The organism is Streptomyces sp. NPDC048600 (assembly GCF_055587025.1).
The window spans coordinates 63,342-87,500 of the sequence record NZ_JBVJGZ010000008.1 but is presented as its reverse complement, the minus strand read 5'-3'; the positions used below and the strand labels follow the sequence as shown (position 1 = coordinate 87,500).

Annotated in this window: 21 protein-coding genes; 10 read left to right on the top strand and 11 right to left on the bottom strand. The window is 71.8% G+C overall.

What is annotated here, in order from left to right:
• Nucleotides 1-16: 16 nt before the first annotated feature.
• Complete coding sequence (locus ACZ6SQ_RS13395; RefSeq protein ID WP_469560451.1) at nt 17-598, bottom strand: hypothetical protein; 582 nt, start codon at nt 596-598, stop codon at nt 17-19.
• A gap of 131 nt (nt 599-729) precedes the next feature.
• A complete protein-coding gene (locus ACZ6SQ_RS13390) occupies nt 730-2,556 on the bottom strand; it encodes a glycoside hydrolase family 3 protein (RefSeq protein WP_469560448.1) in 1,827 nt (608 codons plus the stop codon).
• A 425-nt stretch (nt 2,557-2,981) separates the two neighbouring features.
• Here ACZ6SQ_RS13390 and aroA point away from each other — a divergent pair, with 425 nt between their 5' ends.
• Both aroA and ACZ6SQ_RS13380 read left to right on the top strand, forming a co-directional pair.
• Nucleotides 2,982-4,223, top strand: a complete 1,242-nt coding sequence (gene aroA, locus ACZ6SQ_RS13385; protein ID WP_469560445.1) for a 3-phosphoshikimate 1-carboxyvinyltransferase — start codon at nt 2,982-2,984, stop codon at nt 4,221-4,223.
• Nucleotides 4,220-4,849: a GNAT family N-acetyltransferase gene (locus ACZ6SQ_RS13380; RefSeq protein ID WP_469560443.1), complete on the top strand. Its 630-nt coding sequence runs from the start codon at nt 4,220-4,222 to the stop codon at nt 4,847-4,849. The genes aroA and ACZ6SQ_RS13380 overlap by 4 nt, the downstream gene beginning before the upstream one ends.
• Nucleotides 4,850-4,892: 43 nt before the next feature.
• Here ACZ6SQ_RS13380 and ACZ6SQ_RS13375 read toward each other — a convergent pair whose 3' ends face one another.
• Nucleotides 4,893-5,288 carry a DUF192 domain-containing protein gene (locus tag ACZ6SQ_RS13375; protein WP_469560441.1) on the bottom strand — a complete coding sequence of 132 codons (396 nt, stop codon included), beginning with the start codon at nt 5,286-5,288 and terminating at the stop codon, nt 4,893-4,895.
• A gap of 82 nt (nt 5,289-5,370) precedes the next feature.
• Between ACZ6SQ_RS13375 and ACZ6SQ_RS13370 the strand changes: the two genes are divergently transcribed.
• Both ACZ6SQ_RS13370 and ACZ6SQ_RS13365 read left to right on the top strand, forming a co-directional pair.
• Nucleotides 5,371-6,243, top strand: a complete 873-nt coding sequence (locus ACZ6SQ_RS13370; RefSeq protein ID WP_469560438.1) for an LLM class flavin-dependent oxidoreductase — start codon at nt 5,371-5,373, stop codon at nt 6,241-6,243.
• Between the two features lie 114 nt (nt 6,244-6,357).
• The gene (locus tag ACZ6SQ_RS13365; protein ID WP_469560435.1) at nt 6,358-7,149 is read left to right on the top strand and encodes a methyltransferase domain-containing protein; all 792 of its coding nucleotides are present in this window, start codon (nt 6,358-6,360) and stop codon (nt 7,147-7,149) included.
• A gap of 18 nt (nt 7,150-7,167) precedes the next feature.
• Here ACZ6SQ_RS13365 and ACZ6SQ_RS13360 read toward each other — a convergent pair whose 3' ends face one another.
• Complete coding sequence (locus ACZ6SQ_RS13360) at nt 7,168-8,322, bottom strand: winged helix DNA-binding domain-containing protein (protein ID WP_469560432.1); 1,155 nt, start codon at nt 8,320-8,322, stop codon at nt 7,168-7,170.
• Between the two features lie 689 nt (nt 8,323-9,011).
• Between ACZ6SQ_RS13360 and ACZ6SQ_RS13355 the strand changes: the two genes are divergently transcribed.
• The 4 genes from ACZ6SQ_RS13355 to ACZ6SQ_RS13340 all read left to right on the top strand — a co-directional run bounded on the left by ACZ6SQ_RS13355 (nt 9,012) and on the right by ACZ6SQ_RS13340 (nt 14,084).
• Complete coding sequence (locus tag ACZ6SQ_RS13355; protein ID WP_469560430.1) at nt 9,012-9,785, top strand: isoprenyl transferase; 774 nt, start codon at nt 9,012-9,014, stop codon at nt 9,783-9,785.
• A 412-nt stretch (nt 9,786-10,197) separates the two neighbouring features.
• Nucleotides 10,198-11,523 (top strand): PhoH family protein, encoded by a 1,326-nt coding sequence (locus ACZ6SQ_RS13350; protein ID WP_469560428.1) that lies wholly within the window; start codon nt 10,198-10,200, stop codon nt 11,521-11,523.
• Nucleotides 11,524-11,930: 407 nt separating this feature from the next.
• Complete coding sequence (locus ACZ6SQ_RS13345; protein WP_469560424.1) at nt 11,931-12,629, top strand: aggregation-promoting factor C-terminal-like domain-containing protein; 699 nt, start codon at nt 11,931-11,933, stop codon at nt 12,627-12,629.
• 123 nt (nt 12,630-12,752) lie between these two features.
• Nucleotides 12,753-14,084, top strand: a complete 1,332-nt coding sequence (locus tag ACZ6SQ_RS13340) for an AI-2E family transporter (protein WP_469560422.1) — start codon at nt 12,753-12,755, stop codon at nt 14,082-14,084.
• A 23-nt stretch (nt 14,085-14,107) separates the two neighbouring features.
• Here ACZ6SQ_RS13340 and ACZ6SQ_RS13335 read toward each other — a convergent pair whose 3' ends face one another.
• Together ACZ6SQ_RS13335 and ACZ6SQ_RS13330 are read right to left on the bottom strand one after the other, a co-directional pair.
• The gene (locus ACZ6SQ_RS13335; protein WP_386383003.1) at nt 14,108-14,641 is read right to left on the bottom strand and encodes an alkyl hydroperoxide reductase; all 534 of its coding nucleotides are present in this window, start codon (nt 14,639-14,641) and stop codon (nt 14,108-14,110) included.
• 3 nt (nt 14,642-14,644) lie between these two features.
• Entirely contained in the window at nt 14,645-15,199 is a 555-nt protein-coding gene (locus ACZ6SQ_RS13330) for a peroxiredoxin (RefSeq protein WP_386383005.1), read from the bottom strand.
• Between the two features lie 135 nt (nt 15,200-15,334).
• On the opposite strand from ACZ6SQ_RS13330, the gene ACZ6SQ_RS13325 reads away from it, so the two are divergent.
• Entirely contained in the window at nt 15,335-16,291 is a 957-nt protein-coding gene (locus tag ACZ6SQ_RS13325) for a LysR substrate-binding domain-containing protein (protein WP_469560417.1), read from the top strand.
• Between the two features lie 364 nt (nt 16,292-16,655).
• On the opposite strand, the gene ACZ6SQ_RS13320 is transcribed toward ACZ6SQ_RS13325, so the two are convergent.
• The 5 genes from ACZ6SQ_RS13320 to ACZ6SQ_RS13300 all read right to left on the bottom strand — a co-directional run bounded on the left by ACZ6SQ_RS13320 (nt 16,656) and on the right by ACZ6SQ_RS13300 (nt 21,455).
• The gene (locus tag ACZ6SQ_RS13320) at nt 16,656-18,983 is read right to left on the bottom strand and encodes an ABC transporter permease (protein ID WP_469560415.1); all 2,328 of its coding nucleotides are present in this window, start codon (nt 18,981-18,983) and stop codon (nt 16,656-16,658) included.
• Nucleotides 18,980-19,669 (bottom strand): ABC transporter ATP-binding protein, encoded by a 690-nt coding sequence (locus tag ACZ6SQ_RS13315; RefSeq protein WP_469560412.1) that lies wholly within the window; start codon nt 19,667-19,669, stop codon nt 18,980-18,982. Before ACZ6SQ_RS13315 ends, ACZ6SQ_RS13320 begins: the two co-directional genes overlap by 4 nt.
• Entirely contained in the window at nt 19,666-20,190 is a 525-nt protein-coding gene (locus ACZ6SQ_RS13310; RefSeq protein ID WP_469560409.1) for a PadR family transcriptional regulator, read from the bottom strand. Before ACZ6SQ_RS13310 ends, ACZ6SQ_RS13315 begins: the two co-directional genes overlap by 4 nt.
• Before the next feature lie 105 nt (nt 20,191-20,295).
• Nucleotides 20,296-20,532 carry a type II toxin-antitoxin system antitoxin gene (locus tag ACZ6SQ_RS13305; protein WP_469560405.1) on the bottom strand — a complete coding sequence of 79 codons (237 nt, stop codon included), beginning with the start codon at nt 20,530-20,532 and terminating at the stop codon, nt 20,296-20,298.
• The gene (locus ACZ6SQ_RS13300; RefSeq protein WP_469560402.1) at nt 20,529-21,455 is read right to left on the bottom strand and encodes an SPFH domain-containing protein; all 927 of its coding nucleotides are present in this window, start codon (nt 21,453-21,455) and stop codon (nt 20,529-20,531) included. The genes ACZ6SQ_RS13305 and ACZ6SQ_RS13300 overlap by 4 nt, the downstream gene beginning before the upstream one ends.
• Before the next feature lie 282 nt (nt 21,456-21,737).
• On the opposite strand from ACZ6SQ_RS13300, the gene ACZ6SQ_RS13295 reads away from it, so the two are divergent.
• Nucleotides 21,738-24,032: a transglycosylase domain-containing protein gene (locus ACZ6SQ_RS13295; protein ID WP_469560400.1), complete on the top strand. Its 2,295-nt coding sequence runs from the start codon at nt 21,738-21,740 to the stop codon at nt 24,030-24,032.
• Nucleotides 24,033-24,159 lie beyond the last annotated feature (127 nt).

Here is a 24,159-nt window from a genome sequence, read left to right as displayed (position 1 = left end):
GCCGTGAACGCGACGGTCACATCCGCCGCGCGCAGCCCACCGGGGACCTCCCGCCCAGCCGGACGTACAGCGCGGTCGTCGTGGGGCAGTCGGCCCGGTGCCGTACCGCCTCGGTGACCTGGAACTGCGGAGCGTCGCCGTGGCGGCCGTCGCAGCGGGTCTCGTGGACCTGGTCAGGGCCGGTGGCGTGCAGGCAGTCGCCGGGGACGGTACGGGGGCCGCCGCCGGCGCCCGGGTCGCCGGGATGGGGCGGCCGGAGGTTGCGCATACAGGCGTAGCCCCGGGCGGCGACACCCCGCTGGACGTCGATGTGCAGCACGAAGTCGGTCGTGCCGGGGCAGGGCGGGCCCTGCCGGGCGGTGCCGTCGTGACGGGCCGTGACACGGGCGGCGGCGCGCCCGCCCGCGCAGGAGACCTCGGTGAGACGCGTGGTGCCGAAGGAACTGCACTCGCCGACCGAGAGGAACCGCGCCCCGTGACCGGCGGGCCGGGGCGACGGCGCGGGTGCGGGAACGGCACCCAGGGCACCCTGACAGCCGGTCAGGACCGCCACCCCCACCAGCACGCACCACAGCCCCGCGACACGTCGTCCCCGCATGCACCCACCCCCGCCCAGCGTGGCCCGCGAGGACGGGCGCACGCCAGACGCGCAGGGCGGTCCACGCCCGGTGCGGGTGGTGCGACGGGGGCGCGAGATACGAGGCGTACGCCCTGTACACCCTGTACGCCCTAGTACGTCAGCCCGTGGCCGATCGGGTACAGGACCTGGGCGGGGTCGTCGGCGCGCTGTACCGGGACGGGCAGGGCTCCGCGGGGTGCCACCGCTCCGGCGATCACCCGTGCGGCGGCGCGCAGTTCGACGTCGGTCCAGGAGTAGGTCGCCAGATACGCGCGCACGCCCGGCAGCCGGGACACGTCGTAGGGGTTGCGGACGGCGACCGCCACCACCGGCCTCCCGGTCGCCAGCAGGCGTTCCACCAGGGTCTTCTGGGTGCTGGTCGCCGTGACGTTGTACGTGGCGACCACCACCGCGTCCGCCTCCGCGGCCGCCGCGACCGCGCTGTCGATCACCGTGGCCGAGGGCGCCGTGCCGGTGGACAGGGCCGTGGCCCTGAAGCCCAGTTCGCCGAGCGCGGCGGCGAGGACACCGGTCGGCGGGCCGGTGGTGCCGGAGGGCGAGGCCGGGTCGGCGCCGAGGACGAGGACCCTGCCGTGCGAGCCGGGGGACAGGGGCAGCAGGCCACCCTCGTTGACCAGCAGGGTCGTGGTGCGCTCGGCGATACGGTCGGCGCTCGCCAGATGGGCCTCGGTGCCGACCGTTCGGCCGACTCCGGAGGGGCTGACGTAGGGCTCGGTGAGCAGTCCGAGCCGCGCCTTGAGCCGCAGCACCCGCAGGATCGACTCGTCCAGCCGCTCCTCGGTGAGCTCACCGTCCTGGACGGCCTTCAGCACCGCGTTCCACGCCACGTCCAGCCGGGGCGGGTTGAGCAGCTGGTCCACGCCCGCCTTCAGCGCCAGCACCGGCACGCGGTCGTCGCCGTACTTCTGCCGTACCCCGGCCATGTCGAGCGCGTCGGTGACCACGACCCCGTCGTAGCCGAGCTGTTCGCGCAGGATGCCGGTGAGGATCGGGCGGGAGAGGGTGGCCGGGTCGCCGGAGTCGTCCAGGGCGGGGACCAGGATGTGCGCGGTCATGATCGAGTCGATGCCGGCCTCGATCGCGGCCCGGAAGGGCGGGGCGTCCAGCGCCTCCCACTGCTCACGGGTGTGCGTGATGGTCGGGAAGCCGTAGTGGCTGTCGACCTCGGTGTCGCCGTGCCCGGGGAAGTGCTTGGCCGTCGCCGCGACCCCCGAGTGCTGGTAGCCGGCCACCTCGGCGGCCGCCAGCCGGGACACCGCGGCCGGGTCGGCGCCGAACGACCGTACGCCGATCACCGGGTTGGCCGGGTTGACGTTCACGTCGGCGACCGGCGAGTAGTCCTGCCGGACGCCCATCGCGCGCAGCTCCCGGCCCGCGATCCGGCCGAGGGTGCGCGCGTCGGTGCGCGAGCCGCCCGCGCCGATCGCCATCGCGCCGGGGAACAGCGTGGCGGGACTGCCGATCCGGCAGACGATGCCGTGCTCCTGGTCCGTCGAGATCAGCAGCGGCAGACCGCGCGGGAGGCCGAGGGAGGCGCGCTGGAGGCCGTTGGACAGGTCCGCGATCTGGCGCGGGTCACGGGTGTTGTGCGCCCACACGAAGTAGATGACGCCGCCCAGGCGGTACTTGGCGATCACCTCGGCGGCCGTGCCGACGCCGAAGTCCCTGACGTTGGCGTCGATGTCGGCCTGGTCGGGGGCGGTGGCGGAGTGGCCGTGGACCCGGGAGACGAACAGCTGGCCGACCTTCTCCTCCAGCGTCATCCGGGCGATCAGGGCCCGCAGCCGGGCCGGGCCGAACGCCTCGTCGGCGACCGCGTCCGTGCCGACCGTGATTGCCGCGGTGATGCCCGCGCCCGCGGCGAGGACCGAACGTCTGGAGGGTTTCGCGGTGCTTCCCGTGCTGATGTCGTGCACGTGCACTCCTTCCGGAGGGCTGCGGTGGTCCGCTGAAGGAAACTTCCGAGGAGTCACCAATATCCTGGAAGTTTCTGCCGGTCAAGGGAAGCCACAACAACGGGGCGAGCCCCACCCCAACGCCTCGCCCCCGCACCGCGACCGGCCTGCAGCCGCCTGACGGCAGGTCACACGGCGACCGACCCGGAACTCCAGACACGCCGGGCAGACACCGCCCAAAGGGGGCGCGGGGCTGTATCGATGTGCGGCTCCGCCGCGCGGGCGCGACCAGCCACGACCGGCCCGCAGTCGCCCGACGGCAGGTCCCGCCCGCCCAGGGGCGCGAAACCGTGTCGATCCGCTGCCGCGCCACGCGGCCGCGACCAGGCCGGTCCACCCCGTGGACGCCCCCGCCCCCGACGAGCCCGTCGGCAGATCATGAGCCCATGCCTGTAGCCGAGATCCCCGGTTCCAAGTCCATCACCGCCCGCGCCCTCTTCCTCGCCGCCGCCGCCGACGGCGTCACCACCCTCGTACGCCCCCTTCGCTCGGACGACACCGAAGGCTTCGCCGAGGGCCTGGCGCGCCTCGGCTACCGGGTCGGCCGCACCCCGGACAGCTGGCAGATCGACGGCCGCCCCGAGGGCCCCGCCGTCCCCGAGGCCGACGTCTACTGCCGCGACGGCGCCACCACCGCCCGCTTCCTGCCGACCCTGGCCGCCGCCGGCCACGGCACCTTCCGCTTCGACGCCTCCGCCCAGATGCGCCGCCGCCCCCTGCTGCCCCTCACCCGCGCCCTGCGCGACCTCGGCGTGGACCTGCGCCACGAGGAGCACGAGGGCCACCACCCGCTCACCGTGCACGCCTCGGGCGTGGAGGGCGGCGAAGTCGTCCTGGACGCCGGCCAGTCCAGCCAGTACCTCACCGCCCTGCTGCTGCTCGGCCCCCTGACCCGCACGGGGCTGCGCATCCGCGTCACCGACCTGGTCTCCGTGCCGTACGTCGAGATCACCATGGCGATGATGCGGGCCTTCGGCGCGCGGGTGCGGCGCGAGGGCGAGGTGTTCGCGGTCGAGCCGGGCGGCTACCGCGCCACCACCTACGACGTGGAGCCCGACGCCTCCACGTCCAGCTACTTCTTCGCGGCGGCCGCCCTCACCGGCGGCGAGGTCACCGTCCCCGGCCTCGGCAAGGGCGCGCTCCAGGGCGACCTGCGGTTCGTGGAGGTGCTGGAGAGGATGGGCGCGCGGGTGTCGGTCGGCCCCGACGCGACGACCGTACGCGGCACCGGCGCACTGCGCGGCCTCACGGTCAACATGCGCGACATCTCCGACACGATGCCCACCCTCGCCGCCATCGCCCCCTTCGCCGACGGCCCGGTCCGCATCGAGGACGTCGCCAACACCCGGGTGAAGGAGTGCGACCGCCTGGAGGCCTGCGCGCGGAACCTGCGGGCGCTCGGCGCGGACGTGGCCACCGGCGAGGACTGGATCGAGATCCGCCCCGCCGAACGCCTCACCGGCACCGAGATCGCCACCTACGGCGACCACCGCATCGTCATGTCCTTCGCGGTGGCCGGCCTGCGCGTGCCGGGAATCTCGTTCGACGACCCCGGATGCGTGCGCAAGACTTTCCCCGGCTTCCACGAGGCGTTCGCGGAACTGACAAGGGGTTTGGAGCGGGAATGATCTTCACGTCGGCCGGTCCGGTCCTCGAGGGCGCTCTGGTACGTCTGGAGCCGCTGGAGCACCGTCACGCGGCCGACCTGGCCGCCGCCGCGGAGGAGAACCGCGGCGGCTACACCTACACCTGGGTGCCGAGGGCCGACGAGGTCGGCGAGTACATCGACACCCAGCTGGCCCGGGCCGCGAACGGCCTGCTGGCCCCGTACGCCCAGATCTCCCTGGACACCGGCCGGGCGGTCGGCACGACGTCCTACTGGGAGCCGCGCTCCTGGCTGGGCGACGACCGTCTGGACGCGATCGAGGTCGGCTTCACCTGGCTCGCCGCCTCGGCCCAGGGCACCGGCCTGAACACCGAGGCCAAGTTCCTGCTGTTCCGCCATGCCTTCGAGGAGTGGCGGGTCTCCCGGCTCGAGCTGAAGACGGACGCCCGCAACGCCCGCTCCCGCGCCGCCATCGAGAAGACGGGCGCCCGCTTCGAGGGCGTCCTGCGCAACTTCTCCCGCTCCTGGGTGCCGGGCGAGCGGGACCGCCTGCGCGACACCGCGGTCTTCTCGATCACGGCGGAGGAGTGGCCGAGCTGCCGGGAGCGGCTGACGGCCCGGCCGGCGGCGGGTCCGTCCGGGCGCTGACCAGTCCGGGGCGGGAGTTGATCGGGGCGGGAGTCGACCGGCCTCACCCCGTCCTGTCGTCGGGCCCCGGCCCGTCCTCCTCCACCCGTACCACCGAACCCGCCCGCAGCCCCCACCCCGCCATCGCGCCCGCCTCCGCCTCCAGGACGTGGCGGGCCCGCGGCCGGGGCAGGCCCAGCCGGCCCGGGGGCATCGTGCGTACGGCCAGGACCCGGAGCCGGCGGTCCAGATAGGCGACGTCGATGGGGATGCGCATGCCGAAGGTGTGGATGCCGCTCGCGGGGGAGAGCAGCAGCGCGCCCTCGATGCCGTCCCGGCCCAGCAGCCCCTTCGCACGGGCACGGTAGGACGCGGCCACCTCCAGCGGCAGCGTCACCGGCCGCTCCGCCTCCACCGTCAGGCGTGCCCGCCCGTCCCGCCAGCGTCGTCCCGCGGCCATCCGCCGAGCCTCCCTCGCGCCTCGTACTCGCCACGACCGTAAAGGAGTTGTCCTCGCCCCGGGCCCCGGATAGGAAGGTTCCATGACCGAACTGGGTGCCGTCTTCCGTCCTCAGCTGCCGCCCGAGCGTCTGCGCGAGGTGGCCCGGGTCGCGGAGGGGACCGGTCTGGAGCAGCTGTGGCTGTGGGAGGACTGCTTCCTGGAGGGCGGCATCTCCACGGCCGCCGCCGCGCTGGCCTGGACCGAGCGCCTGAGGGTCGGCGTCGGACTGCTGCCCGTGCCGCTGCGGAACGTGGCCGTGACCGCCATGGAGGCCGTCTCCCTGCACCGGATGTTCCCGGGCCGTGCCGTGCTCGGCGTCGGGCACGGCGTCCAGGACTGGATGGGCCAGGTGGGCGTACGGGCCGACTCCCCGCTGACCCTGCTGCGCGAGCATCTCGACGCGCTGCGGGCACTGCTGGGCGGCGAGCGGGTCACCCGCGAGGGCCGCTACGTCCGCCTCGACGACGTGGCACTCGACTGGCCTCCCCGGGAACCGGCCGAGGTGCTCTGCGGCGGCACCGGGCCCCGCACGCTGCGGCTGTCCGGCGAGGCCGCCGACGGCACGATCCTGCACGCCGGGACGTCCCCGGAGGGCGTGCGCGCGGCCCGGCGTGTCATCGACGAGGGCCGCGCGGCGGCCGGCCGAACCGGCCCGCACCGCCTCGTCGTCTACCTCGTCACCGCCACCGGCCCCGGCGCCGCCGGGCGGCTGCACGCCGAATTGACCGCCGAGCGCGTCGCCGACGTCCCCGGCCTCGGCGCCGCGGGCGACGCCGAGGCCGTCGCGGAAGCCGTAGGACGGCTCGCGGACGCGGGCGCCGACGCGGTGATCCTCCAGCCGACGGCCGAGGAGAAAGACATGGAGGGGTTCGTGCGCTTCGTCGCGGAGGGCGTACGGCCACTCGTTTCCTAGGGACGGAAGGGCGGCTCCAGGGCCTGTCGTCCCCCTCCCGTCGTCGCCCGAAGGGCCCGGCGCCTGTCGGAAAAGCGGCGGCGCGGCCCGTGTCCCGGCTGACACGATCTCCTCATGGACACCCGGTATCGCGACCGCTCGTTCGAGGACCTCGTCGCCGACGGCGCCTCGGCGCCCACCGAGGGCTGGGACTTCTCCTGGTTCGAGGGCCGCGCCACCGAGGCCCGGCCCTCCTGGGGGTACGCCGTCTCCCTCGCGCGGCGGCTCGCGGAGGCCGATGCCGCGCTGGACGCCCAGACCGGCGGCGGCGAGGTGCTCGACTTCGCCCTCGGCCGCGCCGCGCGCTCGCCCCGCCTCCGCGCGGCGACCGAGGGCTGGCCGCCGAACGTCGCCAGGGCCGCCGCGCTGCTCGCCCCGCGCGGGGTCGTGGTGGTGGACGCCGCCGAGGACGCGCCGCTGCCGTTCGCCGAGGGCACCTTCGACCTGGTCTCCAGCCGTCACCCGGTGACCCCGCGCTGGGCGGAGACCGCCCGGGTACTGGCCCCCGGCGGCACCTACTTCGCCCAGCACGTCGGCCCCGGGAGCGTCCTCGAGCTGGTCGAGTTCTTCCTCGGCCAGCTGCCCGAGGAGGTCCGCCAGGCCCGCCACCCCGACCGGGAGCGCGCCGACGCCGAGGCCGCCGGGCTGGAGATCGTCGACCTGCGCGCCGAGCGGCTGCGGGTGGAGTTCTTCGACATCGGCGCCGTCGTCCACTTCCTGCGCAAGGTCGTGTGGATGGTGCCGGGCTTCTCGCCGGAGCTCTACCGGCCGCAGCTGCGCGCGCTGGACGAACGTATCCGCGCCGAGGGCTCGTTCGTGGCCCACAGCAGCCGGCACCTGTTCGAGGCCCGCAGACCGAAGGACTGACCCGCCGCCCCCGCCCGCTCACGCGTGCGGCCCCGTCGTCACCTCGCCCCGCACCAGGTCCGCCCGCGCCTGAAGCACCTCACCCACCCGCTCGGCCTGCGCGGCCAGTTGCCGTTCCTGGCGGGCCGTGAGGGCGGTGAGCGACTCGACCGTCACCGTCGTGACCCGGCCCCGGCGCCGCTGGTGCCACACCCCGGCGACCACGCCGTCGACGAGCAGCACCGGATAGTTGCCCGCCTGGCCGCGGGCGAGGGCGCGCTCGTAGGCGGGTCCGGGGAAGAGCCGTTCACGCGGCTGGGCGGCGATGCCGTAGCCGTCGAAGTAGGGCAGGAGGCGGACGCCGCGCGGCGGGTCGTCGGGGAAGGCGGTGTCGCCCGCGGCCACCCACGCCCGGCCGCCCTCGAAGTCGACCGCCTCGATCTCCCCGGCCTCCTCTGCGGCCGTGAACAGGCTGCGCGTCCAGGAGGGCGGCGCGGCCAGCCAGCCGGCGAGGTGCCGCGAGGTCGCGGGCCCGTAGGCCAGCAGATAGCGGTGCAGCAGCGTGCGCAGGGCGTCGTCCGCCGGGACCGGCGAGAAGCGGGGCGGGCGGGTGTACGTCACCTTGCGGCCGCGGTCGGGGCCGAAGCACAGGGCGCCCGACTGCCCGGCGCGGTGGAGCACCGTGCGCCAGCGGGGCCACATGCCCTGGAAGGCGGGCATGACCAGGTCCCCGGCCCAGGGCCCGGTGCGGGCGACGACCTGCTCGCCGAGTTCGTCGGCGGTCAGGCACACCCCGTCGAGCGCGTCACCGATCGCCTCGACGACCCGCGCGGCCTGGTCCTCGTCGAGCCCGGCGGCGGGCGGGAAGGGGTTCGGCCCCATCGGCACGGCGGACAGGGCGGCGGTGAGGAGGGGGAGGTCGCGCGCGGCCAGCAGATGCACCGTGCCGCGCGGCCCGAACGTCTTGATCAGCGTGCCGTCGCGCCACAGGGCGTCCCGCACGTCCGCGCGTGTCGCTTCCGCGGTACGCAGCCCTACCGACAGCTCGGCCGCGGACAGCACCTGGGCGTGCGCCGCGGGCATCGTGGCGACGACATCGGCGAGCGCCGTACCGGGCGGCGCGGGATTGGCCAGGAACTGTCGTCCGAGCCGCCGTGCCCCCGCCGCGTCCCAGGTGATCTTCGAAAGCGTCATACGAGCGACGCTAGGCCGTGAAGAGGACAGATCCTGTCCGCCAGGACCTTCTCTTACACCTCTTCCGCCTCAGTGTTCACAGCTTTTCCACATCGTTACCGCGAACGGGTCGCAAAGGATCACCGATCTGGCGTAAGTTCAGACCAAGGTAATTCGCGTGAGCAAAGCTGCGCGGGCGGCACCGCGCAGTGGAGGGGGCTGCGCGGTGCCCTGCCTTCCTGGGCGTCAAGTGCGTGTTCATCCCCGGGTAGCCCGTCGGAGGGACCCCGCCGCACCAGGCGCCCGCACCGTGTTCCGGCCATGAACAGCCGCTGAACCGGGCGTTCCACGGCCATCGGGCCGTCGTCATCCGAATTCGGAGAGTAATTACGGCACGCCGATGCACGCAGCATCACTTACAAAGGGTTATGGTGGAAACCCCCCCTCGGGCCGGTCCGTCTCCCCCCCACGGACCGGCCCGTTTTTCTGCCCTCGCGCGGACACGCGCCCGGCGGTGCTGCCAAGGCTCGCGCGAGACCCGCGCCCGGCGGCGGCGCCGAGGCCCAGGCGGGACCCGCGCCCGGCGGTGCGACGGGGGCGTGCGGAAGCCTCCACAGAAGGCACCCACCCCACCGGCTCTAGCAATCCTCTAGCAGCGGTAGGCTGCGCCTCGCGGGGACCACATCCGCACAGGAGGGGCTGAACATCACGTGAACCTGCGCGACAAGCTGCGCGGCCTGCTCGTCAGGCTGTACGCACGCCGGGTGGAGGGCCACCTGGACCACGCTCAGGTGCCCCAGCACATCGGCGTGATCATGGACGGCAACCGCCGCTGGGCGAAGGCCGCCGGCTCCACCACCGTGCACGGCCACCGCGCGGGCGCCGAGAAGATCGAGGAATTCCTCGGCTGGTGCTCCGAGACGGATGTCAGGAACGTCACCCTCTGGCTGCTGTCGACCGACAACTTCGACCGCCCCAAGGATGAACTGGTCCCCCTTCTCGGCATCATCGAGGACGTCGTGCGCACCCTCGGCGCGGACGGCCGCTGGCGTGTGCACCACGTCGGCACGCTCGACCTGCTGCCCTCCGGGATGCAGCACACCCTCAAGGAGGCCGAGGAGGCCACCCGTCACGTCGACGGCATAACGGTCAACGTCGCCATCGGCTACGGCGGCCGCCAGGAGATCGCCGACGCGGTCCGCTCGATGCTCCTCGACGCGCAGGACAAGGGCGCCTCCCTGGAGGAGATCGCCGAGACCGTCACCGTCGACATGATCGGACGCCACCTCTACACCGGGGACCAGCCCGACCCCGACCTCGTCATCCGCACCAGTGGCGAACAGCGGCTGTCGGGTTTCATGCTCTGGCAGACGGCTCACTCGGAGTACTACTTCTGCGACGTCTTCTGGCCGGCCTTCCGCAAGGTCGACTTCCTGCGGGCCCTGCGCGACTACGCGGCGCGCCACCGGCGTTACGGCGGCTGAGAACGTCCGGTCGCACGACCGGACGACGCCGCCCCGCGCGTGAGGACCGCGCGGCCGCCGGCGCGAGGACCGCGGGGTGACGACCGCGGGTGCGGACGCACCACGCGTCACAAGGAGTTCACCGGTCCGCCGTCATATGCCCTGGCATGGCGGCGGGTGTTCGAGGGCATAAGCCAAGCAGGTCGACACCCGAACCACGGGTGTCGGTTCTCAGCGGACGGCTCGGAGCCGTCCGCCCGGGAGGCCCTTTGCACCAGCCCCACCGCGCGGTCGCCGCGCGGAAGCAGTCGCGGAGGGCCGGTTCTCGGCCCGCGGCGCACAAGGGTCGTCGACCGGTCGGGTATCGCCCGCCCTCCCGGCCCAGCTTCCACCTCGTCGCTCCCCGACCTCATCCGAGGGGGTACGTCCTTCCGTGGTGACCAGCGCAAAGCGCCACAAGTCAGACCGGCGCACCTATGTTCTCGACACCAGCGTCCTGCTGGCCGACCCGAACGCCCTGACCCGCTTCGACGAGCACGAGGTCGTGCTCCCCATCGTGGTGGTCACGGAGCTCGAGGCCAAGCGGCACCATCCCGAACTCGGCTATTTCGCCCGCCAGGCGCTGCGCCTGCTGGACGACTACCGGGTCCGGCACGGCCGTCTCGACGCCCCCATCCCGATCGGGGAACTCGGCGGCACGATCCGTGTCGAGCTCAATCACTCGGACCCCAGCGTTCTGCCGAGCGGCTACCGCCTGGGGGACAACGACTCCCGCATCCTCGCGGTCGCCCGCAATCTGCAGGCCGAGGGGTTCGACGTCACCGTGGTGTCGAAGGACCTGCCGCTGAGGATCAAGGCGTCCTCCGTCGGTCTGGTGGCCGAGGAGTACCGGGCCGAACTGGCCATCACGGAGAACTCCGGATGGACCGGAATGTCCGAACTGGTGCTCCCGGGCGAGCAGGTGGACATCCTGTTCGAGGACGGACACGTGTACGTCCCGGAGGCCGCGAACCTGCCGGTGCACACCGGCCTGACCATCCAGTCCGAGCGCGGCAAGGCGCTCGGCCGGGTGACGGCCGACGGCAACGTCCGTCTGGTGCGCGGCGACCGCGAGGTGTTCGGCATCAAGGGCCGCAGCGCCGAGCAGCGCATCGCGCTGGACCTGCTGCTCGACCCGGACGTCGGCATCATGTCGATGGGCGGCCGGGCCGGCACCGGCAAGTCGGCGCTGGCGCTGTGCGCGGGCCTGGAGGCCGTGCTGGAGCGGCGCCAGCACCAGAAGGTGATGGTCTTCCGTCCGCTCTACGCGGTCGGCGGGCAGGAACTGGGCTATCTGCCGGGCACCGAGGCCGAGAAGATGAGCCCGTGGGCGCAGGCCGTCTTCGACACGCTGTCGGCGGTCACCTCCCGGGACGTCATCGAGGAGGTCACCGCCCGGGGAATGCTGGAGGTGCTCCCGCTCACCCACATCCGCGGCCGCTCGCTGCACGACGCGTTCGTGATCGTGGACGAGGCCCAGTCGCTGGAGAGGAACGTCCTGCTGACGGTTCTGTCCCGTATCGGGGCGAATTCACGGGTGGTTCTGACCCACGATGTGGCGCAAAGGGACAATCTGCGCGTCGGGCGATATGACGGTGTCGTCGCCGTCGTGGAGAAACTGAAGGGCCATCCGCTCTTCGCGCATGTCACCCTGACCAGGTCCGAAAGGTCCCAGATCGCCGCACTCGTGACAGAGATGCTGGAAGACGGCCAAATCTGAGGTCCCAGAAGGCGTTTGGCGCCGCCCCGTAAAGGCCGAGAGCCTAGCGGGGCGGCGCCTTCGTATGTGGGCTTTCCATGAAAACGCCTGGGCCGAAAGGGATGTGAGCTTTCACACGCAACTCGGAATTGCCTTGCGTACTTCGGTTACGGCAGAGTCTCACTCCTGTCAGGCCCCGCATGCGGCACACCTGTATCTGTACCCCCAGCGGTACGGGACAACTGAAGCAGTAACGCCAACTCCATAGCGCCGCCGTATGCCGCCCGAGCACCACGCGGCGCTCCCCAGCGGGGAGTTGCCCACCGGGCCCGTGCCTCCCGTGACCCGGTTAGTGGGGAGGCCAGCGTTCAGGGGCAAGATTGCGTCCGCCAGGGTCACCGAAGCGGGCGATGCTGGAAGGAAACCGTGTGAGCCGGATCTCGGTCCGGGGATTCGCAGTGGCCTCGGCCACCGCGGTCACCGCAGTCGGAAGCGTCGTCGGCGTTGCCACGGGCAGCACCGCGCAGACAAACGACGCCGAGGCGACGGCGGCCGACGCCACGCTCCTCGCGGACATACCCGCTGGCCAACATGCCCAGGTGCAGACCGCGTCGCTGACGCAGCAGGCCGACGCCCAGGCCATCGCCGCGGATGTGACCGCGAAGAAGGACGCGGAGGAAGCGGCTCGCAAGGCCGCGGCCGACACCGCCGTCGCGAAGAAGGAGGCCGCCGTGAAGGCGGCCGAGAAGGCCAAGGAGCGCGAGGAGGCCGAGAAGGCCGCCGCGAGCCGCAGCGCCACCCGTGACGCCTCCACCTTCTCCGTCCAGAGCTCGTACAGCGTGTCGCAGATCCAGGCCATGGCCCGGCAGATGGTGCCGAGCGACCAGTGGACCTGCTTCAGCAACATCGTGGACCACGAGTCGAGCTGGAACTACCAGGCGGTCAACCCGTCCTCCGGTGCCTACGGTCTCTTCCAGGCCCTGCCCGGCTCCAAGATGATCTCCGCGGGTGCCGACTGGCAGACGAACCCCGCGACGCAGATCAAGTGGGGTCTGAGCTACATGGACGACCGCTACGGCAGCCCGTGCGGCGCCTGGTCGTTCTGGCAGGCCAACCACTGGTATTAAGCCTGCCGCCTCAACCCGCACCAGCCCCTTGCCGTCCTAACGGTGAGGGGCTGTCGGCATGTACGGTCTCTCACGACGACTCCGGGGGGAGTGGTGGGGCGAGACGGGGGAAGAAGGCGGATCATGTCGCGAGTGCCAGGGTGGCTCGGCCGGTTCGGGGCCGGACTGACCGAGATGGGGGCGCGGTTGGACGAGCGCCGGGCCGAGGTGGAGCACGAGCACGACGAGCCCGTGCCCGACCGGCCCGCCCCGGCCGTGGTCCCCGACCGCACCCCGGTCGCCCCGGCACCCCGGCCCGACCCCGCGCACGCCGTGCCCTGGGGGGTCAGGGTCGCCGCCGAGGCGGGCTGGCGGCTGCTGGTCCTGGCGGGCACCGTCTGGGTGCTCATGCGGGTCATCAGCGCCGTGCAGCTGGTCGTGCTGGCCTTCGTCGCCTCGCTGTTGATGACCGCCCTGCTCCAGCCGAGCGTGGCCTGGCTGCGCCGGCGCCGGGTGCCGCGGGGGCCCGCCACCGCGCTGACCGCGATCCTCGGCTTCGTCATCATGGGACTGATCGGGTGGTTCGTCACCTGGCAGGTCATGGAGAACATCGACGACCTCTCCGACCAGGTCCAGGACGGCATCGACGAGTTGCGCCGCTGGCTGCTGGACAGCCCGTTCCATGTCACCGACAAGCAGATCAACGAGATCGCCAAGAACCTGCGCGAGGCGATCGGCGCCAACACCGACCAGATCACCTCGGCCGGCCTGGAGGGCGTCACGGTCGTGGTCGAGGCGCTGACCGGCATCCTGCTGGCCGTCTTCTCGACCCTCTTCCTGCTCTACGACGGCCGGCGCATCTGGGAGTGGACGCTGAAGCTGGTTCCGGCGGCGGCCCGGCCGGGCGTGGCCGGGGCGGGTCCGCGGGCCTGGCGGACGCTGACGGCGTATGTGCGCGGCACGGTGATCGTCGCCCTGATCGACGCCATCTTCATCGGCCTCGGCATCTACTTCCTCGATGTGCCGATGGCCGTGCCGCTGGCGGTGTTCATCTTCCTGTTCGCCTTCATCCCGCTGGTCGGCGCGGTGGTCTCCGGCGCGCTCGCGGTGGTGGTGGCGCTGGTGACACAGGGCGTGTTCACGGCCGTGATGACGCTGGTGGTGGTGCTGGCCGTGCAGCAGATCGAGGGCCACATCCTGCAGCCGTTCATCCTGGGCCGGGCGGTGCGGGTGCACCCGCTGGCCGTGGTGCTGTCCGTGGCCGCGGGCGGCATGGTGGCCGGGATCGGGGGAGCGGTGGTGGCGGTGCCGCTGGTGGCGGTGACCAACACGGTCGTCGGATATCTGCGGGCGTACGCCCAGGAACCCGCGCTGCGTACGGCGCCCGACCCCCGGGGCGCGACCGTGATGGACGCGGCCCCCGTCGAGGCGCCCGGCACCAGGGCAGCCGAAGGCCCCGCCCACCCGCAGGGGTGAACGGGGCCCGGAGAGCGGCCGGTTTATCCGGCGAGGACCGCTTCCGCGTCGAGCGTGGCGCCCACGGCCTGGACCACCGAGGCGATCTTGAAGGCCTCCTGGACGACCTCGCGCTCCAGGCCCGCCTTGCGCAGCACCTGCTCGTGCGAGTCCAGGCACATGCCGCAGCCGTTGATGGCCGAGACGGCGAAGGACCACAGCTCGAAGTCGACCTTGTCGACGCCGGGGTTGCCGATGACGTTCATCCGCAACCCGGCGCGCAGGTTCCCGTACTCGTGGTCCGAGAGCAGGTGGCGCGTGCGGTAGAAGACGTTGTTCATCGCCATGATCGCGGCGGCGGCCTTGGCGGCCTGGTAGGCCTCGGGCGTCAGGTTCGCCTTCGCCTCAGGCTCCAGCTCGCGCAGCACGATCGCGGAGCGCGAGGCGATGGCGGTGGCCAGCACCGTGCCCCACAGCTGCTGTGCGGGCAGGTCGGAGTTGCCGATGACCGAGCCCAGGTTGAGCTTCAGGTCCTTGGCGTAGTCCGGTATGCGGGACTTGAGGGAGTCGAGGGACATGCCTCACTCACCGGCCAGCAGGGCGACCGGGTCGAGGGTGTTCTCGCCCTTGGTCCAGTTGCACGGGCAGAGCTCGTCCGTCTGGAGGGCGTCCAGGACCCGCAGGACCTCCTTGGGGTTACGGCCGACGGAGCCGGCGGTCACCATGGAGAACTGGATCTCGTTGTTCTGGTCGACGATGAAGACGGCGCGCTTGGCGAAGCCGTCCTCGCCCTCGATGCCGAGGTCGCGCATGAGCTCGTGCCGGGAGTCCGCCATCATCGGGAACGGCAGGTCGCGCAGGTCGTCGTGGTCCTTGCGCCAGGCGTGGTGGACGAACTCCGAGTCACCGGAGAAGCCGAGGACCTGGGCGTCACGGTCGGCGAACTCCTCGTTCAGCTTGCCGAAGGCGGCGATCTCGGTCGGGCACACGAAGGTGAAGTCCTTGGGCCACGCGAAGACGATCTTCCACTTGCCCTCGTAGGTCTTGTGGTTGATCGTCTCGAACTCCTGGCCCTTCTCCAGCGAGACGCAGGCGGTCAGTTCGAACTCGGGGAACTTGTCACCGACAGTGAGCACTAGCTCTCCTTGCAGCGAGGAAACGTCCCCTTTTGAGGGCTGTCTCCCATGGGTTGGACGTCGATGATGTTGGCACAGCGAGCATTGATTCAAGAAATAGCTACACTGGGATCTGTTGATCGGAGGTGGTTATCAGTGACGGTGAGTGCCGCTGGAGCCAAGAGGCGTCAGCCGAGCCTGTCCCAGCTGCGGGCCTTCGCCGCGGTGGCGGAGCATCTGCACTTCCGGGACGCGGCCGCGGCGATCGGCATGAGCCAGCCCGCCCTGTCCGGAGCGGTCTCCGCGCTCGAGGAGATCCTCGGGGTCGCCCTCGTCGAGCGTACGACGCGCAAGGTGCTGCTCACCCCCGCCGGAGAGCGCCTCGCGGTCCGGGCCAAGGCCGTCCTCGCCGAGGTCGGCGCACTCCTGGAGGAGGCCGAGGCGGTACGCGCCCCCTTCACCGGGGTGCTGCGCCTCGGGGTCATCCCCACCGTCGCGCCCTATCTGCTGCCGACGGTGCTGCGGCTGGTCCACGACCGGTATCCCGACCTCGACCTCCAGGTCCACGAGGAGCAGACCGCGAGCCTCGTCGAGGGGCTGGGCAGCGGCCGGCTCGACCTGCTGCTGCTCGCCGTGCCGCTCGGGGTGCCGGGGGTCACGGAACTTCCGCTGTTCGACGAGGACTTCGTGCTCGTCACGCCCCTCGGGCACGGGCTCGGCGGGCGGGAGGGGGTGCCGCGCGAGGCCCTCAAGGAGCTGAATCTGCTGCTCCTCGACGAGGGGCACTGTCTGCGGGACCAGGCCCTCGACATCTGCCGCGAGGCGGGGCGTGAGGACGCCGACGTCACGACCACGGCGGCCGGGCTGTCCACGCTGGTGCAGTTGGTGGCGGGCGGGCTGGGGTGCACGCTGCTGCCGCGTACGGCGGTGCGGGTCGAGACGAGCCGGAGCAACCAGTTGCTGACGGCGTCCTTCACCGAGCCCGCGCCTACGCGGCGTATCGCCTTGGCCATGCGGGCGGGGGCGGCCCGGGGTGCCGAGTACGGTGAGCTTGCAGCGGCTTTGCGGGATGCGTTGCGACCACTGCCGGTACGGGTCCTTCCGACGCCCTAGCGGGGGCACGCCGGGGTCCCCCCCGCCCTGGGGATGGGCGGTGCGCCGGCTTCCTTGCCACAACCGGCGGCGGCTGCTCGCGCAGTTCCCCGCGCCCCTGGGGGGTGGGTGGTGTGGCGAGTGTCCGGCCGCGGGCCGGTGGGGGTTGCTCGCGCGGTTCTCCGCGCCCCTGGGGGAGTGGGTGTTGCGCAGTTCCCCGCGCCCCTGGGGGTTTGGCGAAGGTCCTCGGGATCTTGAGGGGGCCGGGCTGGGGCGCCGCTTCTTGGGGGCGCGGGGAACTGCGCGACCAGGCACGACGTGCCCGCACCCGCCCACCGGCCCCAGGAAGCGGCGCGGGGGACTGCGTGAGCAGCCCCCGGTGGGACTACTCCGTGCGGAGGCCGTCCGGGCGGAGGAGGCGGAGAAGCGGAGGCAGGCTGAGAAGCGTCACCGCGGCGACAACCCCCGCCCCGATCCCCGCCATCGACAGCACACTCACCCAGTCCACCCGAACCGTCGTATCCGTCATCCGCAACAACACCGCCCCCAGCGTCAGCCCCACCAGCGAGGCCAGCGCGAGCCCGAGCGCCACGGGCAGAGCCGTCTGCCACAGCACGGACAGACTCAACGTACGCCGCCGCGTGCCGAAGGCCACCAGCGCCGACAACAGCTTGCGCCGCTCGCGCAACTGCTCCAGCTGCGAGACCAGCAGACTCACCCCGATCAGCGCGAGCACACACGCCGCCCCCACGAACAACCCCGTACGGATCGCCGCGAAGCGATTGTTCTCCTCGACGTCCACCCACGTCATCGGCGTGGTGTACGGATCGATCCGGGCAGCGGTGTTGCGCACATGCTCCCGCGCGTCGGGCACGGACTCGTCGAGCTGCAGATAGAGCTGCCCGGACAGCGCGGTGGCGACCTCACGGGGCAGCGCCGCACCGGGCGTCAGCAGCAGCCCGCCGCGCACGAATCCGGTGGGGTCCTCGATCGCACGGGCCTCCTTGATGTCCTGCGGCACACGATAGACAGCCGGGAGGGTGCCCTCCTCGTCGTCCTCGAAGTGGAGCGCCTTCCCCTTCCGGGCGAGGGCGGCCGTGTCGGAGTCGTAGTCACCGCCGCGCGCGACGAACGCGTCGCCGTCCCGGCAGGAGGGCAGCTTCGCCAGCTGGCGCAGCGACGCGCAGTCGCCGATCGTCACCGGGATGATCCGCTCGCCGCTGCCGCCCTGCTCGTCGACGTACCCCTCGGTGAAGCCGTAGACCCGCGCCACACCCTTCGTCGCCTCGAACCGCGCGCGGGTGGCCTCGACGGTGAGCCCCTCGGGCACGGCCGTCTGCATCTGCACCCGGCTCACGTCCTTGCCGGTGCTCTCGGAGTAGTCGCTCTCGACCCCCGCGAAGAGCATCTGGAGCGCGATCGCGCCGGCGACCGCCACCGCGATGCCGTTCACCATCCGGGCCGCGGTGCCGCTGCTCAACTGGAGCCGTCGCACGGCGAGCTGCCAGGACACGGCACCCGTGCCGAGCCGGGCGACGACCGCCTCGACCACCCAGGGCAGCAGCGCGGTCACCCCGATCAGCAGGAACAGCACACCGCCGGTGACGAGGTACTGGTTGAACTCGCCGTCCTCGCGGCCCTGGCCGATCATCGGGTAGAGCATCGCCAGCCCGGCCAGCGGCAGCAGCAGCCGCCACAGCAGCCGGCGCCGCGAGGGCTTGGCGGTGCGCACCACGCCGAGCGGCTCGATCACCACACCGCGCAGCGCGAACTGGGTGACCAGCACGGCCGCGGCCGGTACGGCGACGACGACCAGCAGGGCGAGCATCGGCGAGGGAGAGAGGTACTCGGGGAAGACGCTGACCCCGAACAGCTCCCACGATCCGGCCCATTGCCTGCCGAGCAGGAAGAACGCGGCGCCGAAGCCCAGTCCGAGCAGGGCCCCCGCCATCGCCTCGCCCCCGGCCGTCCGCCGGGTCATCGCGCTGTCGGAACCGACCAGCCGCAGTGCCGCGAGGCGCCGGTCGCGCCGCTCGCCGCCGAACCGCACGGCCGTGGCGATGAAGACGCCGACCGGCATCAGCAGCACCACGACGACGACCAGGATCAGCAGAAGCAGCACCGGGTCCAACCGCTCGGTGTGCTCCAGGTCGTCACCGAAGTGGTCGATGCGCGAGGCGCCGAGTTCCAGCCGCTCGGCGAGCCCCTTGCCGCCCTGGTAGTAGGCGAGTTCGGTCGGGCCGACAAGGCCTGCGTCGCCGATGGTGCCGGTGATCCGCTGCGGTATCCGTTCGCGCAGCAGCCTGCCCTCGTCGGACTCCAGCAGCCGCTTGAGGGCGGGGGAGACGACCAGTTCGTCCACGCCGGGGAACTTCTCCAGCCCCGGCGGCAGCGGCGCGCGCGGCCCCTCCGGCTCCAGCAGCCGCCCGCGGATGTCCTGGTCCCGGAAGGACGCATCGTCCCGCCACACCAGCAGGGTGTTGTCGGCCTTCTTCGGATCCTCGGTCTGCCCGAAGGCGTAGTCCGAGCGGGCGTCGCCCCGTTCCTCGCGTGCCGACAGCGCGTTCGGGACGGACGTGGTGAGCAGCAGCACCGCCACACCGAGCCCGACGCCCACGGCCGTCAGCAGGGTGCGTATCCACCCCTCCCGTCCGCCGGTGAAGGCGAACCGGACCCCCAGAGCCAGGTCCCTGGCCCACTGTCCCGCGTTCACGCGATCCGCTCCATGTCCCGCGACCTGCCGTCGCGTACGACGATCTCGCGGTCGGAGTAGGCGGCGACCCGGGCCTCGTGGGTGACCAGGACGACGGCGGCGTTGGTGGACCGGGCCGCGTCAGTGAGGAGCTCCATCACGCGCTCACCGTTGAGGGAGTCCAGCGCGCCGGTCGGCTCGTCGGCGAACAGCACGCGCGGGCCGGTGACCAGCGACCGGGCCACGGCGACGCGCTGGCCCTGGCCGCCGGAGACCTCGCCGGGCCGCTTCCCGGCCAGGTCGTCTACCTCCAGGCGCTGCATCCAGGTGAGGGCCGCGCGGTGGGCCTCCTTGCGGGACACGCCGTTCAGTCGCAGCGGCAGTGCCACGTTCTCCACGCAGGTCAGCTCGGGCACCAACTGCCCGAACTGGAAGACGAAGCCGAACTCCGAGCGGCGCAGCCGGCTGCGCTCGGCGTCGTTCATGGCCGCCATCTCGCGGCCGTCGTAGACGATCGAGCCGGAGTCGGGGGTGACGATCCCGGCGAGGCAGTGCAGCAGCGTCGACTTGCCGGACCCGGAGGGGCCCATCACGGCGACGACCTCGCCCGGGTGGATGGAGAACCCGGCGCCGTCCAGGGCGGTCGTCGGGCCGTAGGCCTTGCGCAGGTCCTGGGCGACGAGCAGAGATCCGGCGGGGGCGGTCATGCGGTCACCGCCTCGGCGAGCTTGCCGAGCCGCGCGGCGGTCAGCTCCAGCCAGCGCAGATCGGCCTCCAGATGGAACAGCGCGTGGTCGCAGATCAGCTGGTCCGCCAGGTCGCCGCCGCGCTTGCGCTCCGTCAGCCGACGCATCATCCGCAGATGCTCGGCACGCTGGGTGTCGAGGATCTCGGCGGCGTCGCGGTGGGTGAGCAGCGCGAGGACGATCTTGGTGTAGAGCGTCGACTGGAGGTAGGGCTCCGGCTTCTCGGGAGTGGCGAGCCACCGCGCCACATCCGTGACGCCGGCGTCGGTGATCGCGTACCGCTTGCGCTCGGGGCCGTCGCCGGCCTCGATGCCGTCGACCTCGACGAGGCCGTTCTTCAGCAGGCGGGACATCGTCGAGTAGACCTGGCCGTAGTGCAGCGGCCGGTCGTGACCGAACTTCTCGTCGAACGCGCGCTTGAGGTCGTAGCCGTGGCGCGGGCCGGACTCCAGGAGTCCGAGGAGTGTGTGACCGATGGACATGAAAGGCACTGTACACATCGTGTATACGCCGCATGTATACGCACTGTGCACACTCGGCGGCGCGGTGTGTCTCGGCCCTGGTGGGGGCCGTTTGTCACGGTTCTGCTACTGGGAGCCGGGCGGACGGCCGCGCCGGGGCAGCGGACCGGCGTCACCGGGCAGGCGCCCGGCCTCCGCCAGGGCCCGCCGCAGCAGGAACTCGATCTGCGCATTGGCGGACCGCAGTTCGTCGGAGGCCCAGCGGGCCAGCGCGTCGTACACGGACGGGTCCAGCCGCAGCAGCACCTGCTTGCGCTGCTGCTGCGGCCGGCGCTGCGGGGGCGAGCCCTCGGCGGCGCTCACTGGTAGAGCGTCCCGGTGTTGAGCACGGGCTGGGGCGCGCGGTCCCCGCACAGCACCACCAACAGGTTCGACACCATCGCCGCCTTCCGTTCCGGGTCCAGCTCCACGATGTCCTTCCCCCACTCCCTGAAGGGCGTGGGAGGTGCCCCCACCCCCAGCCGCGCGAGGGCCGCCTCGACCATGCCGACCGCACCGTCCACGATCTGCCGCCGCGCCGCGACGATCGCCCCGGCCTGCTGGCGCTGGAGCATCGCGGAGGCGATCTCGCGAGCGTACGCGAGGTGGGTGAAGCGCGACTCGATGATCTGCACACCGGCCGCGTCCACGCGCGCGTACAGCTCGGTCTTCAGCTTCTCGGTGATCTCCTCGGCGTCGCCGCGCAGCGACAGACCGTCCTCCTCGTGCGCGTCGTAGGGGTACTCGACGGCAATGTGCCGTACGGCCGCCTCGGTCTGCGTGGAGACGAACTCGATGTAGTCGTCCACCTCGAAGCTGGCCTGGGCGGTGTCCTCGACCCGCCAGACCACGACCGCCGCCAGCTCGATCGGGTTGCCGTAGGCGTCGTTGACCTTCAGTACGGCCGTCTCGTGGTAGCGCACCCGGGTGGAGATCTTCGTGCGGGAGGTGAGGGGGTTCACCCAGCGCAGACCGTCCTGGCGGATGGTGCCCCGGTAGCGGCCGAAGAGATGGACCACCCGGGCCTCGCCCGGCGCGACCATGTTCAGCCCGCACAGGGCGAGCAGCGCGGCGACGCCGACCAGGGACCCGGTGACCGCCAGGGCGGCCTCGGCGGCCGAGCTCGCGAGGGTCGCCCCGGCGACGATCGGGCTGGCGCCGCCGAGCAGGCCCGCCAGCCCGAGCAGCAGCGCGAGCCCGCCGCCGATGCTGTGCGCGGCGACCTCTCTCACCCGGGCCTCGGGCATGGCGGGTACGTCTGCGGGGGTGCGGACATGAGGGGTCCCCCGTTCTCGTGCGGCGCGCGGCGCTGCCTATCGTGAATCTATCTAAGTGATAACACTTTTCCCCGACACAGCAACCCTCGGGCCGTTTCGCACGTCGGTTCCCATGGGACGGGTGCTGATTGTCACGTCCGGAAAGACCCGAATCGAACGGACTTGGTCACATACATCGGTGTTAGCTTTCTGAGCTGACCTGAGCCGAGACACGTGTGTGAGACCCGAGAGCGAAGCGGAGCAGACGTACTGATGGGACGAGCGGAAGAGAGACGAGCGCGACAGCGCGGTGGCCGCCGCGCGGCGCCGGGGCGCCGCTCGTCGCGGGCGGCGGACCGCCCCAGCGGCATACGCCGGTTCTTCACCTGGAAGAAGATCCTCGGCACGTTCCTGGGCCTGTGCCTGCTCGGCATCGGCTCGTTCATCGTGCTGTACCTGGTCGTCGACGTGCCCAAGGGCAACCCGGCCGCCCAGCGCCAGAGCAACGTCTACAAGCTCAGCAACGGCACCATCCTCGCCCGCGACGGCGAGGTCAACCGCGAGATCGTGGACCTCTCGAAGGTCCCCGAGCCCGTCCAGAAGGCGTTCGTCGCCGCCGAGAACAAGTCCTTCTACCAGGACTCCGGCGTCGACCTGAAGGGCACCGCCCGCGGCGTGCTGAACACCGTGCTGGGCCGCGGCAAGCAGGGCGGCTCGACGATCACTCAGCAGTACGTCAAGAACTACTACCTGAGCCAGGAGCAGACGGTCACCCGCAAGCTCAAGGAAGTAGTGATCTCGCTCAAGGTCGACCGCCAGCTGTCCAAGGACGACATCCTCGCGGGCTACATCAACACCAGCTACTACGGCCGCGGCGCCTACGGCATCCAGGCCGCCGCCCAGGCGTACTACCGCGTCGACGCCGAGGACCTCAGCGTCGAGCAGGGCGCCTATCTCGCCGCGCTGCTCCAGGCGCCCAGCCAGTACGACTGGGCGGTCGCCTCGGACACCAGCAAGACCCTGGTGAAGAACCGCTGGAACTACGTCCTGGACAACATGGTCGAGGAGGAGTGGCTCGACTCCGGCGAGCGCGCCTCGATGGAGTTCGAGGTACCGAAGGAGCCCAAGGGCGCCCCCGGCATGGAGGGCCAGAAGGGCTACCTCGTCGCGCTCGCCAACCGGCAGCTGGAGGACCGGCTGATGGCCGAGGAGGGCATCACCCGCTCCGAGGCCGCGGCCCAGGTCGAGGGGCAGGGCTGGACCATCACCCTGAACATCGACCCCAAGAAGCAGGCGGCGCTGGAGAAGGCCGTCAAGAGCGAGCTGACCAGCAAGCTGGACCCGAAGGAACGTGACGTCGACGCCGACGTGCAGGCCGGCGCGGTCTCGGTCGACCCGAGGACCGGCAAGGTCGTCGCCCTCTACGGCGGACGGGACTACTTCAAGCACTACTTCAGCAACGCCACCCGCCGGGACTACCAGCCCGCCTCCACCTTCAAGCCGGTCATCCTGGCCGCCGCCTTCGAGGAGGGCGCCGAGACCCAGGACGGCGACCCGATCACCGCGAGCACGGTCTACGACGGCGACAGCCGCCGCCCGGTCGAGGACGGCGGCACCGAGGTCGGCTTCGCCCCGCCGAACGAGGACGAGCAGGACTACGGCGACGTCTCCGTCCAGACGGCCATGAACAAGTCCGTGAACTCGGTGTTCGCCCAGATGGGCATCGACGTCGGCATGAAGACGGTGATGGAGACCGCCGAGAAGCTCGGCATGGACACCGAGGACATGCAGGCCGTACCGGCCCAGACCCTCGGTTCCATGGGTGCGAGCCCGCTGGAGATGGCCGGCATCTACGCCACCCTCGCCAACCACGGCAAGCAGGTCACCCCGACGATCCTGAAGTCGGCGGAGAAGCAGGGCCGCACGGTCCAGATCCCCGACCCGATCGGCGAGGAGGTCATCAGCCGCGAGGCCGCCGACGGCGTCACCTCCGTCCTGACCGGCGTGGTCGACGACGGTACGGCCCGCCGCTCGGTGCGCGAGAACCCCATGCGCGACGGCCAGCAGGTCGCGGGCAAGACGGGCACCTCCGACAACAACAAGTCGGCCTGGTTCACCGGCTTCACCCCGAACCTGGTCACCTCGGTCGGCCTGTTCGGCGAGGACGACAAGCCCCCGCACAAGCAGGTCCCGATGTACGACGCCGCCGGCGAGGACCGCGTCAACGGCGGTGGCTTCCCCGCCCAGATCTGGGCCGCCTACACCTTCGGCGTCATGAGCGAGGTCACCGACTTCGACCTCGAGACGGACCAGGGCGCCGCCGTCGAGCCGACCTGGACCCCGAGCCCGTCCGCGTCCCCCTCGGAGTCCCCGTCGGCGTCCCCCACGCGGGAGCCGACCACCCAGGCCCCCACCACCCGGGCCCCCACCACCCAGCCCCCCACCCAGACCCCCACGACCCCACCCCCCACCACCGAGGAACCGACCTCGACCCCGACGACGACACCCCCGGCCGAGGAAACGACAGACCCCCCGGTAGACCCAGCAGGCCTGGACCCCCGCCAGTAGCAAGAAAGAGGCCCGGCACCAAAAAGTGCCGGGCCTCCCCCACACCTGCGACGCGACCACCCTGCTTTCAGGGGCGCAGGGCTGTATCCGTGTGCAACTCCGCCGCGCGGGCGCGACGACTCCTGCT

Bases quoted from the DNA above. Each gene is read 5' to 3' on its own strand.
- ACZ6SQ_RS13395 (WP_469560451.1), bottom strand. From the start codon at position 598: ATGCGGGGACGACGTGTCGCGGGGCTGTGGTGCGTGCTGGTGGGGGTG.
- aroA (WP_469560445.1), top strand. From the start codon at position 2,982: ATGCCTGTAGCCGAGATCCCCGGTTCCAAGTCCATCACCGCCCGCGCC.
- ACZ6SQ_RS13380 (WP_469560443.1), top strand. From the start codon at position 4,220: ATGATCTTCACGTCGGCCGGTCCGGTCCTCGAGGGCGCTCTGGTACGT.
- ACZ6SQ_RS13375 (WP_469560441.1), bottom strand. From the start codon at position 5,288: ATGGCCGCGGGACGACGCTGGCGGGACGGGCGGGCACGCCTGACGGTG.
- ACZ6SQ_RS13370 (WP_469560438.1), top strand. From the start codon at position 5,371: ATGACCGAACTGGGTGCCGTCTTCCGTCCTCAGCTGCCGCCCGAGCGT.
- ACZ6SQ_RS13365 (WP_469560435.1), top strand. From the start codon at position 6,358: ATGGACACCCGGTATCGCGACCGCTCGTTCGAGGACCTCGTCGCCGAC.
- ACZ6SQ_RS13360 (WP_469560432.1), bottom strand. From the start codon at position 8,322: ATGACGCTTTCGAAGATCACCTGGGACGCGGCGGGGGCACGGCGGCTC.
- ACZ6SQ_RS13340 (WP_469560422.1), top strand. From the start codon at position 12,753: ATGTCGCGAGTGCCAGGGTGGCTCGGCCGGTTCGGGGCCGGACTGACC.
- ACZ6SQ_RS13335 (WP_386383003.1), bottom strand. From the start codon at position 14,641: ATGTCCCTCGACTCCCTCAAGTCCCGCATACCGGACTACGCCAAGGAC.
- ACZ6SQ_RS13315 (WP_469560412.1), bottom strand. From the start codon at position 19,669: ATGACCGCCCCCGCCGGATCTCTGCTCGTCGCCCAGGACCTGCGCAAG.
- ACZ6SQ_RS13310 (WP_469560409.1), bottom strand. From the start codon at position 20,190: ATGTCCATCGGTCACACACTCCTCGGACTCCTGGAGTCCGGCCCGCGC.
- ACZ6SQ_RS13300 (WP_469560402.1), bottom strand. From the start codon at position 21,455: ATGCCCGAGGCCCGGGTGAGAGAGGTCGCCGCGCACAGCATCGGCGGC.
- ACZ6SQ_RS13295 (WP_469560400.1), top strand. From the start codon at position 21,738: ATGGGACGAGCGGAAGAGAGACGAGCGCGACAGCGCGGTGGCCGCCGC.